The organism is Bacillus sp. H1a (assembly GCF_000633475.1).
Taxonomy (GTDB): Bacteria; Bacillota; Bacilli; order Bacillales; family Bacillaceae_G; genus Bacillus_A; species Bacillus_A paramycoides.
Genome location: NZ_AYMH01000003.1, coordinates 42,543 through 58,387 on the forward strand (window position 1 = coordinate 42,543; position 15,845 = coordinate 58,387).

The 15,845-nt window shown below is 35.7% G+C and carries 12 protein-coding genes, 1 other RNA gene and 1 riboswitch; of the genes, 1 reads left to right on the forward strand and 12 read right to left on the reverse strand.

The window, feature by feature from the left end; translation table 11 throughout:
- Positions 1–3,660: a dynamin family protein gene (locus U860_RS0101870; protein ID WP_025147189.1), complete on the reverse strand. Its 3,660-nt coding sequence runs from the start codon at positions 3,658–3,660 to the stop codon at positions 1–3.
- Positions 3,661–4,237: 577 nt separating this feature from the next.
- Between U860_RS0101870 and U860_RS0101880 the strand changes: the two genes are divergently transcribed.
- Positions 4,238–5,401: a DUF418 domain-containing protein gene (locus tag U860_RS0101880; RefSeq protein WP_025147190.1), complete on the forward strand. Its 1,164-nt coding sequence runs from the start codon at positions 4,238–4,240 to the stop codon at positions 5,399–5,401.
- A gap of 15 nt (positions 5,402–5,416) precedes the next feature.
- Here the strand turns inward: U860_RS0101880 and pbuX are convergent, their stop codons facing one another.
- The 11 genes from pbuX to U860_RS0101930 all read right to left on the reverse strand — a co-directional run bounded on the left by pbuX (position 5,417) and on the right by U860_RS0101930 (position 15,838).
- Positions 5,417–6,739: a xanthine permease PbuX gene (pbuX, locus tag U860_RS0101885; protein WP_025147191.1), complete on the reverse strand. Its 1,323-nt coding sequence runs from the start codon at positions 6,737–6,739 to the stop codon at positions 5,417–5,419.
- Between the two features lie 2 nt (positions 6,740–6,741).
- Positions 6,742–7,335, reverse strand: a complete 594-nt coding sequence (locus U860_RS0101890; RefSeq protein WP_002171210.1) for a xanthine phosphoribosyltransferase — start codon at positions 7,333–7,335, stop codon at positions 6,742–6,744.
- Between the two features lie 107 nt (positions 7,336–7,442).
- Positions 7,443–7,544: riboswitch (purine riboswitch) on the reverse strand.
- Between the two features lie 116 nt (positions 7,545–7,660).
- Positions 7,661–8,407: a type I methionyl aminopeptidase gene (locus tag U860_RS0101895; RefSeq protein WP_025147192.1), complete on the reverse strand. Its 747-nt coding sequence runs from the start codon at positions 8,405–8,407 to the stop codon at positions 7,661–7,663.
- A gap of 161 nt (positions 8,408–8,568) precedes the next feature.
- Entirely contained in the window at positions 8,569–9,042 is a 474-nt protein-coding gene (locus U860_RS0101900; RefSeq protein ID WP_025147193.1) for a GNAT family protein, read from the reverse strand.
- 49 nt (positions 9,043–9,091) lie between these two features.
- Positions 9,092–10,609 carry a carboxypeptidase gene (gene ypwA / locus U860_RS0101905; RefSeq protein ID WP_025147194.1) on the reverse strand — a complete coding sequence of 506 codons (1,518 nt, stop codon included), beginning with the start codon at positions 10,607–10,609 and terminating at the stop codon, positions 9,092–9,094.
- A gap of 122 nt (positions 10,610–10,731) precedes the next feature.
- The gene (locus U860_RS0101910) at positions 10,732–12,669 is read right to left on the reverse strand and encodes an ATP-dependent DNA helicase (RefSeq protein ID WP_025147195.1); all 1,938 of its coding nucleotides are present in this window, start codon (positions 12,667–12,669) and stop codon (positions 10,732–10,734) included.
- Between the two features lie 137 nt (positions 12,670–12,806).
- A complete protein-coding gene (locus U860_RS0101915; protein WP_025147196.1) occupies positions 12,807–12,989 on the reverse strand; it encodes a DUF3921 domain-containing protein in 183 nt (60 codons plus the stop codon).
- Between the two features lie 62 nt (positions 12,990–13,051).
- Complete coding sequence (locus tag U860_RS0101920; RefSeq protein WP_025147197.1) at positions 13,052–14,191, reverse strand: class I SAM-dependent RNA methyltransferase; 1,140 nt, start codon at positions 14,189–14,191, stop codon at positions 13,052–13,054.
- A 180-nt stretch (positions 14,192–14,371) separates the two neighbouring features.
- Positions 14,372–14,763, reverse strand: an RNA gene (rnpB, locus tag U860_RS32620) — RNase P RNA component class B.
- A gap of 87 nt (positions 14,764–14,850) precedes the next feature.
- Entirely contained in the window at positions 14,851–15,186 is a 336-nt protein-coding gene (gpsB, locus tag U860_RS0101925; RefSeq protein ID WP_025147198.1) for a cell division regulator GpsB, read from the reverse strand.
- Positions 15,187–15,283: 97 nt separating this feature from the next.
- Positions 15,284–15,838 carry a DUF1273 domain-containing protein gene (locus U860_RS0101930; protein ID WP_025147199.1) on the reverse strand — a complete coding sequence of 185 codons (555 nt, stop codon included), beginning with the start codon at positions 15,836–15,838 and terminating at the stop codon, positions 15,284–15,286.
- Positions 15,839–15,845 lie beyond the last annotated feature (7 nt).

The following is a 15,845-nucleotide window of genomic DNA, read 5'->3' on the forward strand; positions in this document are numbered from 1 at the left end:
CTATATAATATAAATTTCTTTTTCAATTTCTACTAACTGCTTTTGTAGTTGCTCTTTACTTTGTTCATATAGTGTTACGTCAATTGTTTCAGCTAAAGCGAATAATATACTTTCATAATAATTCTCAATATCTTGCTGCATCACTTCTTGGAATAAGTTCCATTTTGCATCCCACTCTTGCTTATAATGATGAACGAATAATCCTTCTTCATCAGCTACATAGTTTGATACGAAAGGTTCTAGCACTCCTTTAGCGTCTTCTTGCATAAAAGCTTTATCATTTTTTTCAAAAAAGCTTTTCTCATTTTTAAAATGCGCTAATGCCTTTTTGAAATCTTTAATTTCTATTGAAGGAAACGGCTCTTTATGTGTAATAACTTTATATTCATAATCCACTGTTCCACTCATAGAAATCGATTCATTTTCTACTTTGCAGTTCACAACAATTTCATCCCTTGCACGCTTCATCGCTTCATCTATCCATTTTTCAAGACGTAATGATGTCGCACGCATTTCTTGTAATAAATCATGTTGAATAAATGAAACTAATTCCATTACACACTGTTGCAACTGCGCTTTTACATTCCCATCTGTTCGAAGCGACGCCGGATTAATAAATTCAGTAAACACATCGTTATAACGTAAAAATAGACGTTGTTGCACGTAATAAAGCAATTCTTTCACTTCATTTTGCATTGCTTGCTCTTCAGCAAGTACACTATATGATGAAATAATATGAAGTAGCTGATCACGCTCTGCTTCATATTTTTTTGTTTGCTTCTCCTTCTCATCATTTCCCTGCTTCGCGCCATTTATCATATTTACAAGAAGCTGATTTGCACCTTGCAATGCTCCGTATAAAGCATGCACAGACACAAGCATTAAATCCCTCATCATAAAGGACGTAAATGATTCTTCAAACTTAGCAATCCCAGAGTTTTGTAAAATACCATACTTTTCTTTTTCAATACTTTTCCCTTGTTTTTCTTCAAGCGCACATAAACTTGAAATTGCAAATAAACGTGGATTTCTAATACCGTATTGTAAAAGCTGATCCGCAATATAACCTTTCACCATTTCAAGTTCTTCTTCAGATTGTGCTAAATCGGCTGCATTAATTAGGAAGAACATTTTATCAAGTGCAAACGTATCCTTTACACGACCAAGCTGGATTAAAAACTCACGATCTGCACGAGAGAAAACATGATTATAGTATGTTACAAATAAAATAGCATCCGCATTTTTAATATACTGGAATGCAACATCCGTATGGCGGGCGTTAATAGAATCAGCTCCTGGTGTATCTACAAGAGCTACTCCTTGCCTTGTTAAAGCACAATCGTAATAAAGCTCCATATACTCAACAAAACATGATTTTTCTTCATTAGCTACATAATCAGAGAACTCTTCTAACGTGACTTGTACTTGTTCCCCTAAATGAGTAGCAACTGCCTCATATCCTTTTTGTACCGCTCGTAAAAAGCTAAATGTTGCTTTTTGCTTCCCGCTTGGTGAAGGGTATTTCATAATTTTATCAATTTGCATTAACGCTTCTTCTAGCGTAGCAATTTCATAATGAAACATTTTATAAACAGCTTTCATATCTTCTAATAGCGCTTGCTCGGACTTAAACTGAACAATTACCGTTCCATGCGGCTTTTCTTTTGTAACCGGCAAAATTTGATTAATTGTTGCTGTCGTTGGATTTGGTGATACTGGAAGTACCTTTTCACCAAGTAACGCATTGGCAAATGATGATTTCCCTGCACTAAAAGCTCCAAATAACGCTACTGTAAATTGCTTCGTTTCCACGCGCTGTCTTTTACTAACTACTTCTTGCTGTAAATGTTTAAGTGTCGGCAATGGATCTAATATTGTTTCAGCCTTCTTCACTTTTTCTAGTATGCGCTGGATATTTAATGTTGCCGTTCCTTTAATCTCTTCCCCACTAACCGTTACGTTATCATTTACGTTTTCTTGCTCTTGTAGTGTGAATTTCTCACTAACGATTTGTTTTTCACTTTGTAATATTTCGTCTATTCGCAATCCATCTGGTGTAGAAACACGTTCATACCAAACATCTTGTAAATAGCCCTCATATTTCTCATACGTCTTAATGTATTGTAATTTCGTTTCTTTCGCCGTTTGTAACATCGTGTATTTTTCAATTTCTTCTTCAATACGAGCAATCTCTATCTTCACTTTCTTCTGCAGTGCACCCGTACTTTTTTCAAAAATTTGCTGAGATTTCATAAAGTATCTTTTCTTCAACTCATTTGCAACATCAGCAGTATAAAGAAGTAAGTAATCGCCTGTAAACCCAGCCCCTTGTTTAATTGTTTCAGCCAACACTTCTGGTCCGAAAGCAATTTCTAAAGCATATATGTCTTTCACGATTTCCTCTGTAAATAACCCTTCTTCTTTTAAGAAGGCTACAATAAATTCTTTCACATGAAAATCAAGTTGCGTTTCAACAGTCTTTTGCAAAGCAGAATAAAAAGCATCTACACGTCTCTGTTTTTCTTGCTCCGTCTTTCCTTTTGCAAATAACAAACCAACTTTAAACTTCGTTAATTTCGTTTCTAAATACTCATTCGCCAGCTCTCTCATTTCAAATGGCATTAAATACGCGTTATCTAATATAGCTTGTAAACCTTTTATAAATTCATTTCTCACATCAGATTCTTTACTAGCCGCGCGATGTTTATTTTCAGTTAACTCTTCCTTTCTTTCAACTATCTCTGAAAGTGACAGTGGTGATGTTAACTCTTCTTCATATTTCATGAGATGTTTTTCATTTTCAGAAAGAATGAACGAGCAATGTTCTTGCAGTAAATGTTCTGTTTCTCGCTCCATTCCCTTTCTTACATACTGCTCTTTTTCTTTCATAATAGAAGAGATTAATGTCTCTAAACTTTGAATCTCATTGTATGGATGATTCATCATTCGCAATGATGTATAAAAAATACCATCCACTTCAATATCCCAGTTAGAAAAGGATTGTTTTACACTATCTCTATAATCTTCAAATGATAGTTCATTTTCTTTATGTTTATCTATTTGGTTTACAACGAGATAAACCGTTTTATTACGTTGTTTCAATTCTTTAACAAACTGTAAGTTCACTTCTGATTGGACATGATTATAATCCATCATGTAAAAAATAACGTCTGCAAGATGCAAAGTTGATTCTGTTGCTAATTGGTGGGCATCATCCGTAGAATCAATTCCTGGTGTATCAACTAGCATAACCCCATCAGGAATTGGCGCATCATTTCGATAAATATGAACACCAATTACTTCATCACCATCTTTACAAATTTGTTTTAATTCTTCTGCTGAATATGCACCGTCATATTCATACTGTTCTCCAGACTTAATCGTTACAACAACGCGATCAGATCCTCTTTCAATTTTAACGACGTTAGCACTCGTTGGAATCGGGCTTGTCGGTAATAATTGCGCTTTATATAGGTGATTCATCATTGTCGATTTTCCCGCAGAAAAATGACCACAGAAAGCTATCATAAGCTGTTCTTGTTTATATTTTTGAATCACCTCAAACAATTTCAAACTATTTTCCGTATCGCCGTGTTTTTGCCACTCTTCATAAAAACAAACAAGTTTTTTCATACCGTTTGTCTGTACTATGTTTGTCATCCCCTTGTTCCCCTTTATCCAAGATGTATATACCTTATCCCACTATTTATGGGCAGTAAAAACCCAATTGATGCGGGCTATAAATCAGCAGGAGATGAACCTCCTCACTGATTAAAGTTTCACTTTATTATCATACTAAATTTTCAGCATATTCTCATCAAAAATAAAAAATCCCTTTCATTCTTTTTACAAATGAAAGGGATTTTATGTCATATCGTTCATTTTGTTGTTCCTACTCCATTTAATACATACTTTGTAACACCAATATATATAGCAACCGTTCCTGCAACAAGTGCATATACCATATTAACACACCAACCTTTTTTTGATAATGATTATCACTTTTGAATATATTTTATCATTAAAGAGAATCATTATCAACAATTTTCTAAAAAAGAAAGCTCCTTCGGGAAAAGGAGCTTTACTGCCTGTTTTAAAGAAGTTTAAAACTTGTTGTGCACTCTTATTATATCTCATAATACACATCTTAACAGTTTTAAAAATTGGAAATCTCCCCTAGCTCCGCTATCTTACATTTTGTATAATAAAAGGGAATTACTTATCAAGGAGGAAAATAATGACACAAAATCTTTCACAAGGCGATAGGATACACTCCATCGATATTATTAGAGGCATAGCTGTACTTGGTATTTTTCTTGTTAACTGGCCAGTTATCGCTGGTGTTGACTCTCGAGAAATTTCAGGCGTTTACGAGGGACTAGACAGCTATATTCGCTTATTTTATGACATGTTTATTCAAACGAAGTTTTATACTATTTTTTCATTTTTATTCGGATTAGGTTTCTATATCTTTATGAATCGTGCTGAGGCGAAAACAGATCGTCCGAAAACTTTATTTGTTCGCCGCCTGCTCATTTTATTACTATTTGGTTTCTTGCATTACGTTCTTTTATGGGACGGAGACATCCTACATAGTTATGCCATCGCTGGATTTTTCTTATTCTTATTTTATAAGAGAGAGCCTCGTACTATTTTAATATGGGCTTTAGTTTTACTAAGTGTTTTTCAATTTTTCATGCTAATCGCTAGTATAGTGGTTGCCTTAGTACCAAAGGCAGAGTTAGGATTTTCCTTACCGATCATGCCACTTGAAGATTGGATGTCACAAATACAAAATCGTTTCCATGCATTTTATTCTGAAGGAATTGGACTAAATGTATTCATGCTCCCAGAAACAGTTGGGCTATTTTTACTTGGTTTATACGCTGGCAAAAAAGATATTTTCCGCCGCACGAAAGAGTTAGATCCAAAACTTAAAAAGTGGCAAATCATTATGTTCATTTTGACATTACCAATGTGGTTCTTCATGGTCCGTTACTTCTTATCAAAATCATCTTATGAACCATTTTATATGCAAGCCTTTACAATGTTTAGCGGAAAAACATTATTTATCTTCTACATTTTCACACTGATGCGTTTGTTACAAAAAGAAAGATGGCAAAAGATATTACGCCCGTTCCAATATGTCGGACGAATGGCATTAACAAACTATATTTCACATACAATTATTACGTTAATTGTATTCGGCTTAATTTTGAAAAATTATTATCCTGCCCCATTATGGGTTGGACCACTATTTTGCATCGGGTTCTACACATTACAAATCTTTGTTAGCCATTGTTGGCTTTCTCGTTACCAATACGGGCCACTTGAATATATATGGCGCTTAGGTACGTACGGAAAGATGATGCCACTTAAAAAGAAAAGCAAGGTCTCATAATGAGACCTTGCTTTTTTATGCTTCTCTTACCGCACTTTGCATCGGGACTGGCTCTTCTTTTACTTTCACTTTGCGCTGCGGCACCATATTAAATACGATATTTAATAGAACTGCTGATGCACTTCCTAGTACAATTCCGTTATCCGTTAAAATACGAATGCTTTCAGGCAGCTGCGAGAATAGCGTTGGAACAACTGTAACACCAAGCCCGATTCCGACAGAACATGCAACAATTAATAAATTTTCTTGTTTTCCAAAATCAACACTACTTAACATTTTAATGCCATAAGCCATTACCATGCCGAACATTGCTAACATCGCACCGCCAAGTACTGATTTCGGAATAATTGTTGTAATTGCTGCGATTTTAGGAATAAATCCAAGAGCGATTAACATACCACCACAAGTATAAATAATAACGCGATTTCTTACTCCAGTTAATTGAACAAGACCTACGTTTTGAGAGTATGTTGTATACGGAAAAGCGTTGAAAATACCGCCTAATATCATTGCTAATCCTTCTGCACGATAACCTTTTGTTAATTCTTTTTCACCAATCTTTTTATTGCAAATATCAGATAATGCAAAATATACACCTGTTGCTTCCACAATCCCTACGCAAGCAACGAGAATCATCGTAATAATTGGTGTTAATTCAAACGTTGGTGTACCGAAGTAAAATGGCTGAATACCGTGGAACCAATCCGCTTCTCCAACCGCTTGCAAGCTTACTTTCCCCATAAATGCTGCAACGATTGTACCGAACAAAAGACCCAGTAATATAGAGATTGAACGGATAAATCCGTCAAAGAAACGATACATAATGATGATAAATAATAACACCCCAAATGCTAGTGCTAAATTTTCAAGACTTCCAAAATCTTTACTTCCTACTCCTCCAGCCATATCATTAATAGCTGCTGGAACAAGTGTAACCCCAATGACTGTAACGACAGATCCTGTTACAACAGGAGGAAAGAGTTTTACAAGCTTCCCAAATAATTTCGCAAAAATAACAACAAATAATCCCGCAGCAATAATTGCTCCATATATAGAGGACACACCGTATTGTTTACCAATTGCAATCATCGGTCCAACAGCTGTAAACGTACAACCAAGTACAACCGGAAGGCCGATACCGAAAAAGCGATTTGATAGTGCTTGTAAAATCGTTGCAACGCCGCACATTAATAAATCAATTGATACTAAATACGTTAATTCTTGTTGATTTAAACCAAGTCCCCCGCCGACAATAAGCGGAACAATAATTGCGCCAGCATACATGGCAAGCATGTGCTGAATACCAAGCGATGCGATTTTAAATGGGTGCTGCTTCATTGTTAGTTCACCTCCGCAGTTTCTTGCTGTACAAATGTAACTGTGCCGTTATCAAGTGATGCAATTTCTGCTAGTGATTCAACACGAACACCCTGTTCACGCAGTTTCTTTCCTCCATCTTGAAATGCTTTTTCAATAACAATTCCAATTCCCGCAATACTTGCCCCAGCTTGCTCTACTAAGCTCATCAAACCTAAAGCAGCCTGACCGTTTGCTAAAAAGTCATCAATGATTAACACGCGATCATTTTCATCGATATGATTTCGAGATAATGAAATTTCGTTCGTTTCTTGTTTTGTAAATGAGTATACTTTCGCAACATACATATTATCTTGTAACGTTAACGATTTACGCTTTCTTGCAAAAATCACTTTTACACCAAGCTCTAAAGCAGCCATAACTGCTGGTGCAATGCCAGAAGATTCAATCGTCACGATTTTTGTAATGTTATCTTCTTTAAAACGTTTAGCAAATTCTTTTCCGATTTCTTGCATAAGTACTGGATCAATTTGATGATTTAAAAATGCATCTACCTTTAATACATCACCAGATAAAACCTTTCCTTCGTTCAAAATCTTTTCTTGTAATACTTTCATGTTTGTTCCCCCTCTTATGCAATAAAAAAACTCCAAAAGCCGCCACCACTCGTTACAAGTGAGAGACGTGCTTTTGGAGTTTTGCAAAAAAGAATGCTAAACAAGCAAATATATTCGTCCTCACTCATAGTCAAAGTATTTACGGTACTTCGGTAGAAACTTGCAGGCCATATCCCCGCGATTATATGAGTGTAGCTAACTATTTATTTTATAGAAGGATTATAACGCACTTTTTATACTTTGAAAAGTATTTATCAAAAAAACACGTACGAATTTTATAAAAATACCATTTTTGTTCGAGTTTTGTAAACTCTTACATTTCTTATTACTGCGCCGTTAAGATGACTGGCCCATCTTTTGTAATTACAATTGTATGCTCATATTGAGCAGATAATTTCCCATCCATCGTTCGTGCAGTCCATCCGTTTAAATCTACTTTAGAATATCGCATACCAACATTTACAATCGGTTCAATTGTAATTACCATTCCTTCTTGTAATTCTGGTCCTTGTCCTGTCTTCCCAAAATGAAAAATTGCTGGTTCTTCATGAATCTCTTTACCAATCCCATGTCCCGTAAAATCTCTTGCAACAGAAAAACCTTCCGCAGCTACATAACCTTCAATTGCATAGCCAATATCTCCTACATGATTACCGATTACCGCCTGATCAATTCCTTTATACAAAGCACCCTCAGCTACTAACAATAGCCTTTTTGCTTCATCAGAAATATCCCCTATTATATACGTCCATGCAGAATCTGAGAGAGCGCCATTTAAGTTTACTACCATATCAATTGTTACAATATCTCCTTCCTGTAAAAGTACATCACTAGGAAATCCGTGACACATTTCATCGTTTACAGACGCACATATCGCGTACGGATAGCCGTTGTAACCTTTCTGTTCAGATATTGCACCATGCTTTTTTAAATACATTTCTACAAACGTATCAATTTCTTCTGTAGTTATACCTGGTTTCATCATTTTGGCAATTTCTCTATGACATGAAGCAAGTAACTTCCCAGATTCATGCATCAAATCTATTTCATTTTTCGTTTTAATTGTAATCATGTTATCTCTCCTTGCTAAACTTGCTATTTGCTACTTAAGTTCAATCATACACACCCTCTTCCAAAATTTCAAAACTTCAAATTACACCAAGTATAAAAACAAACATCATTTATTTCTACTTTTAACACCAAAATAAAAAACAGAAGAGTTCCTTCTGTTTTTTAATCATTTTTACATAGATAGTTCATTTTCAAAAACTCAAAACAACTGCCATTTGTTTTCTGAATAAACGTCCCAACTGCTTCAAATCCTGCCCTTTTATATACTTTAATTGCTCTTTCATTAAATGTCGCTACTGATAATGCTATATAATTGCAGCCGTATTTTTCTTTACTAAAATCTAGTCCAGCGTTTACGAACTTTAAACCCAATCCATTGCCAGTTATATCAGGTCTCATTCCAAGTCCCATATCAACCGTTCGATTATTTATTTTACAAAAGCTAAAGAAACCAATTGTGGTATCGTTTCCCTTCACCGAAAATGTATGATCTCCCCTCATCTCACCATTTAAAAACTCAGCTAAATCTTCTTGATCTGCCTCCATATTATAAAAAGAATACTCCCCTTCATAATGCCAGTTGTGTGCAATTTCTTCTGCTTCCTTTTGCGTCATTACTGTAAAATCATATCCCATCACTACGCTCCCCTTTCAAAAAAAAAGCTGCAATTAAGCAGCTCTTTTTTTACAACTCATAAATTTCTTTATACTTCGCTTCTAAATAATCAGCTAAGTAGTTTGCATTTAAACCTTCACCAGTCACATCTTCTAAAATTTCAAGTGGCTTCTTCGTTTTACCATATTGGTGAATATTCTCTGTTAACCATTCACGAATTGGTGTCACGTTTCCATCTTCTAATAATGCATCAAAGTTCGGAATATCTTTTAACATCCTCTGTTTAAATTGCGCTGCATACATATAACCAAGCGCATAAGATGGGAAGTATCCAAAGGAGCCACCAGCCCAGTGAACGTCTTGTAATACACCTTGCGCATCGTTTTCCGGACAAATTCCTAAATACGTTTCCATCTTATCATTCCATGCTGCTGGTAACTCCTTTACTTGCAGTGTGCCATCAAATAATTCTTTCTCCAGCTCATAGCGAACCATAACGTGAAGCGGATATGTAAGCTCATCTGCTTCTATACGAATGAATGACGGCTTCGATTCGTTAATCGCATCATAAAACTCATCCACTGATATATCATCAAATTGACCATCGCTATATTTTTTTAATAAATCATAATTTTTCTTCCAGAATGATTTATTACGACCGATAAAGTTTTCAAAGAATAACGATTGTGATTCGTGAATACCCATAGATGTTCCACTGCAAAGCGGTGTACCTTCTAATTCCTCTGCAATGTTTTGTTCATATACAGCATGACCACATTCATGAATCGTGCCGAAAACAGCCATACGGAAGTCTTTCTCATCATAGCGAGTCGTAATACGAACATCTCCTCTATTTAATGTAATTTCAAAAGGATGTACCGTTTCATCAAGACGACCCGCTTCAAAGTTATAATTCAACTGTTTCAATAACTCTAAAGTAAAGTTCTTTTGTTGTTTTTTTGAAAAATGTTCGGATAAAGAATTTGTTTTCAGTTCTTTTTTAGACTCAGAAATTTCTTTTACAAGCGGAACGATCCGTTCACGCAATTGACCAAATACATGATCTAATACTTCTACTGTGATTCCCGGCTCATACATGTCTAATAGTGTATTATATTTATACGTTTCGTAACCCCAATATGTAATAAACTTCTTTTTGAATTCAACAATTTTTTCTAAATACGGACGGAACATTTCGAAGTCAGATTTTTCGCGAGCTTCTTCCCATACACTTTCCGCTTTCGCTTCTAATTTCACATACTCTTCATATTCCGCTTGTGGAATTTTCTTATTTCTATCATATTCTTTACGACACTCTTCAACCATTTTCTTTGTCGTTTCAGAAAGTTTATTTTCAGCAATTAATGATTCTAGTTCAGTTAAATAGTTCCCCATCTCATCTGAAGTTGACATTACAAACACTTCGGATGAAAGCATTCCAATTACTTCTGAACGCTGGTCTACACCTTGCTTTGGTGCACCTGTTCTTAAATCCCAAAACATTAAACTTAATGCTTCCCCATAATTCTCTATCTTCTTCACATATGCTAAAAATTGTTTTTCTACTTCATGTGTAGCAACTGTCATAGTATAAAAAACCTCCTTTTTCTACCTCAAAATTATTTCGACATTAAAACATAAATTCCTTTTCTAATAGAAAAAAAGCTTGGCAAGCGCCAAGCTTTTTCCTATAACAAATATTTTTTCACTTATAGTACTTTTCCTTCTACCGGAAGCACTTTCTTCACTGCTTCAATCACTTTCTCATCTTCCTTATCGGATAAGAAGATTGATATAGCACCTTTATCTTCACTTGTACGAATTAAACGTCCAATTCCTTGACGAAGACGTAAAATCATATAAGGCACATCTACGTCCCAGAATGGATCATTTACATGTTTACGCTTCGCCTCAAACACAGGATCGTTTGGAGGGAATGGTAATGACCAAATAATAACATGTGATAATGATGAACCTGGAATGTCTAAACCTTCCCATAAATGAACGGCACAAAGTACAGTCTCTTCTTCATTTTGGAAACGAGAAACGAGCTGACTAATTTCTTGATCTCCTTCATATAGGAACGGAACTGACATTTGCTCTTTACTTACATATTCTTTAAACGCTGCAAGTTCTTGCGTTGTACGGAATAATACGAGTGTACGTCCATTTGTTTTTTGTATATTTTCAAGTGTATATTGACACTTTCTTTCCCATTCATTTACTTCCGCACACGGAAGTAAGTTTACTGTCATTTGCTCTTCATAATCAAACGGCGAAGCAACTGAGAATGATAAGTAATCTTTTACCCCTAGACTATTTGCAGTAAATGCGAACGAATCGTTGTCCGATAATGTCGCAGAAGAGAAAATATACGGAATCTTTTTCGAGAATACTTTTTCTTGTAACACTTCTTCAACTGCACGCGGCATAATAACTAACGTGAAGGCACCATCACCTTCTTCACCCCACGTAATTACATTTTTCTCGTGCATAAAAAGACGAAGTGAGTGCTCTAACACATCTAAATGCTCATCAACGATATTTAAATCGTATGTGTTTACTGTATGCATTTCACTTTCAAATACTAATGCGTCACCAACCTCACCGATTTTTGCATAAAGTCTATTCGCTTCAGCAGTTACCTTTTCCGTTACAGTAATTTCTAAACGATCAGAACCTTCAATTTCCTTTTTATTCTCTTGTAGTACCTCAAAGAATCGTTCAGTTTGCCAAATTGTTTCTTCTATTAAATGTGCAAACTCTTCACGAATATCGTTTTGTAACAATCTCGTTAAAAGTTGTTCCATCATTGTTTGCTTTAAACGATATGTTAAAGCTTTTTGCGCTGCATACTCCACAAGATGTCCTTCATCGAATACAACACAGCTACTTTCAGGTAATAACGGAATTTGCCCTTCACGTTTACGAGCATCATACGTCCAAATATGATCCATATAGAAGTCTTGAGAACAAATAATTAGATCTGCAGCTTTACGATAATGTTCACGAGAAAGTGTTTGACCACAACGATGACGAGAATCACAAGTGAAGCAATCTTGGAAGTAATCCCAGTTTACTTTTGACCATTCCTCGTCATTTAATAGTGGAAATTCTTTTCGATCACCATAGTGAGTAAAGTTTTGCATCGTACCATGATCGAATACGAACTGAGGTAATTCGTAATATACATCTTCAATTACTTCTGGAGCTCGTCCACTCATAACATCTTCAAGCTTACGTAAACATAAATAATTATCCATTGATTTCGCAAGTCTAACATCAACAGATAGTCCTAATGCTTCAGATAACTTAGCAATGTCTCCTTCTTCTTTCACAAGCTGCTCAATTAACGTTTCATCTGCGCAAGCGATAATAGCCGGTTTTCCAGTATAACGCGCGTAACAAATTGCATATAGAAGATATACAATTGTTTTCCCTGTTCCTACTCCCGCCTCTGCAAACATAACTTTCTTCTCTTGGAAAGCACGTTCTAACTGAAACGCCATAAAAATTTGCTCATCACGTTCTTCGAAGCCTTTTTCCGGAAGGATGTCGTAAAACACATCTCCAATCCACTCATTCAACTTATCATAAAAATTATCTTGTTTTCCTACTTCAAATGGTAACCTCTTCTCAGTAAACATCCTTAGCCTCCAACCAAAAAGTTTTTCTATAAAAAGATATAGCAACTGCTACTCATACGTGCGCAGTTGCTTTTCCCCTGTTGTGATACATAAAAATACACGAAAAAAATTTCCTTTCGAAAAAGGAAAATTTTTTTCTATATTAATGACTTTAAATACCTTATATCAATCGCTGTTTCATGTGACAGTGCCGATAAATACTCTTCCTGCGCTTTTTGTATTTCATCCGCAATTACGCCGTGACTATCCACTTCTTTTCCGAGCTCATCATACGTACGGTGAATAGCCTTTTGAATCATTGATAATTGGAAACCATCCATATCGCTTCCTCCTTTTACGCATTACATAATAGCCAGTATATGCGCGCTGGAGGAGTTTTATACTATGAGTTACGCGGTGGACGTTTTCCGAAGTATTGATAGTAATCTGTACGGATAAAGCCGTTAAACAGCTTACGCTTCTTCGATGCATCTTTACCGTAACACTTCTCAAATGCTTCATAACTTGTTAATAAATACATTGACCACGTATCTAATGGGCGGAATACCTCTCCCATTTCTTTATATAATTTTTCAACAAGCGCTCTTTCACTTAAACGTTCTCCGTATGGAGGATTCGTTACAACATAGCCATAATCCTCTTTTGTCGTGAAATCTTTTACTTGCATTTGTTTAAATGATATAAGATCCCCTAATCCAACTTCTTCTGCGTTATCTTGGGCAACTCTTATCATACGGTGATCAATATCAGACCCAATGATTTGCAATGGTTGATCATAATTTGCTAAATCTTCAGCTTCTTGACGAGCTTCACGCCAATTTTGTTTACCAACCCAGCCCCATTCATCCGATGCAAAGCCTCGGTTAAATCCTGGTGCGATATTTTGTCCAATTAATGCAGCTTCAATTGGAATTGTTCCAGATCCACAGAAAGGATCAACGAAAGGACGATCTGGCTTCCAATTTGTTAATTTAATTAAAGATGCAGCTAACGTTTCTTTTAAAGGAGCTTCCCCTTGATCCACACGATATCCACGTTTATGAAGCCCAACACCACTCGCATCAATTGTTAATGTCGCAATATCTTTTAACATTGCGATTTCAATACGAAATAGTGGACCGGTTTCTTCAAACCAAGTTGTGCGTTTGTATGTTGTTTTTAATTTTTCAACAACCGCTTTTTTAACAATACGTTGGCAATCCGAAACACTAAACAATTCAGATTTTAATGATTTACCGATAACAGGAAATTCTCCATCCTCCGGAATATAATCTCCCCAGTTTAATGCTTTTGTTTTTTCAAATAACTCATCGAATGTCGTTGCTTTAAACTCACCGACTTTAATTTTCACACGGTCCGCAGTACGTAACCATAAATTCGTACGACAAATCGCTTTTTCATCCGCTTCAAATGTTACCTTTCCGTTTTCCACTTCACATTCGTAACCAAGATCGCGAACTTCTCGGGCAACTAACGCTTCAATACCCATTGCCGCTGTTGCAATTAAAGTAACTTTTCCCATTTGCATTCACCTCTTATGTATAATCAAACAATAATTAATAACATGTTGTCCTATTAATTATTACATATTACAAAGAATCTTCTCATTTACCATTTTAACTTACTATTTATAACTTCATACAAATAAAAAGCCCTCCTCTAACAAAGGAGAGCTGAGTTATTTCATAGTTGGTTCATAACGTTCTGTAAGCCATGTTCTGTTCCTTTGTACTGCAAACGGCCCACGCCTCGTACTCCGGTGGCAATCATCTATCTACAGGTTACAAAAACCTGTCCTTTCCCATCGTTGATTTCCTTAGGAAAGATTCCCCTACCATTATTTGGGTTTCTCGCTCGTGGGGTTTACCTCGTTCCACTCCTATCATTTCTTCAAGGACTTCGTCACTGTGGCACTTTAAAGGTAGTCAAACCATATCCGAAAGGACTTAGGTTTTTTCCCTGCCGTTAAACCAGCCTTACAGCCAGAATACCCTAGCTTATGAATTGGCTAGGCACGAACACTACAGCCATCTCAGGCCGTGCGAGCATGGACTTTCCTCTACAACGTTGGCGTTGCAGCGATTACCCAAACGTTATGACATCCATTATTATAGTGGAAACAAAAAGATTTTGCAATGTTTTTTTCTATGTAAAATGCTTTAACCTTTTTGTTACCTTAAATTATTCGTATAACTTGCTTCCAAATACAGCTTTTTCTAAATTAGATAGACGTTTTAAAATATCCGTATTCGTATTGTTATATACCGGTTGTGCAACTGGTGCTTGTACCGGTTGTTGCGGAGCTTGTGTTGCCGCTACTTTCTGTTCTTCTAATTCACGTTTCAAACGAGCATTTTGTTGTTTTAATTGATCAAACTCCTTATGAAAGGCTTCATAGTCTTTAATAATCATATCAAGAAACTTATCTACTTCTTCTTGCTGATAACCTCTCATACCTGTTTTAAATTCTTTTTCTAAAATATCTTTCGCCGTTAATTTAATTTTATCCGAAATCATTTTCTTCACCTCAAATTTTTGCCAAAACTTTCATTAACTAAATTTTTTCAGAAACAACGTCTTTTGTCAATCATATATACGAGCACTATATTACATATTACTCTGCATTATTCCATTGTTCCTCTTCTATTATATCTTGTAAATCAGAAAAAAGAATGAAATAACTGTGATAATTTTCTATTTCTCCTTTTTTCTTTGCTGCTTCTACAATATATTTCGGGCTCCCAGGCTTTTCTTCATCATATACCGCTAAAAGCGCATCGCTTTTTTCAATAAAAAATTGATTCTTTAATTTAAATTGCTCCGGGCTTTCGTACTTCCGTTTCGTAATACTATCAATGTGATCTGCTTGCGAAAGAATATGCTCGTAATATTCACGGTTATCTTCCTTCCAATTTTCTTCTTGCTCTAAAAAAGGGGTAAATACCGCTAATTTCAAATCCGGATACTCTACTTGAATCTCAAAAACAACTTCAGCAGCCCATAACTCGACTCCTAACTGGCCGCTTATAATAACCCACTCCAAACCTTCTTCTACAAAGGCAGTTAATTTACGATGCAACGCCTTTTTTATACATTCTACTCCTGGATGATCATTTTTAAATATTCCAAGTTCAAATGGCTTATATCCTGTTACAGCAACAACTTTCATACCAACA

Coding starts and splice junctions, on each gene's coding strand:
- U860_RS0101870 (WP_025147189.1), bottom strand. CDS start 3,660: ATGACAAACATAGTACAGACAAACGGTATGAAAAAACTTGTTTGTTTT.
- U860_RS0101880 (WP_025147190.1), top strand. CDS start 4,238: ATGACACAAAATCTTTCACAAGGCGATAGGATACACTCCATCGATATT.
- pbuX (WP_025147191.1), bottom strand. CDS start 6,739: ATGAAGCAGCACCCATTTAAAATCGCATCGCTTGGTATTCAGCACATG.
- U860_RS0101890 (WP_002171210.1), bottom strand. CDS start 7,335: ATGAAAGTATTACAAGAAAAGATTTTGAACGAAGGAAAGGTTTTATCT.
- U860_RS0101895 (WP_025147192.1), bottom strand. CDS start 8,407: ATGATTACAATTAAAACGAAAAATGAAATAGATTTGATGCATGAATCT.
- U860_RS0101900 (WP_025147193.1), bottom strand. CDS start 9,042: ATGGGATATGATTTTACAGTAATGACGCAAAAGGAAGCAGAAGAAATT.
- ypwA (WP_025147194.1), bottom strand. CDS start 10,609: ATGACAGTTGCTACACATGAAGTAGAAAAACAATTTTTAGCATATGTG.
- U860_RS0101910 (WP_025147195.1), bottom strand. CDS start 12,669: ATGTTTACTGAGAAGAGGTTACCATTTGAAGTAGGAAAACAAGATAAT.
- U860_RS0101915 (WP_025147196.1), bottom strand. CDS start 12,989: ATGGATGGTTTCCAATTATCAATGATTCAAAAGGCTATTCACCGTACG.
- U860_RS0101920 (WP_025147197.1), bottom strand. CDS start 14,191: ATGGGAAAAGTTACTTTAATTGCAACAGCGGCAATGGGTATTGAAGCG.
- gpsB (WP_025147198.1), bottom strand. CDS start 15,186: ATGATTTCGGATAAAATTAAATTAACGGCGAAAGATATTTTAGAAAAA.
- U860_RS0101930 (WP_025147199.1), bottom strand. CDS start 15,838: ATGAAAGTTGTTGCTGTAACAGGATATAAGCCATTTGAACTTGGAATA.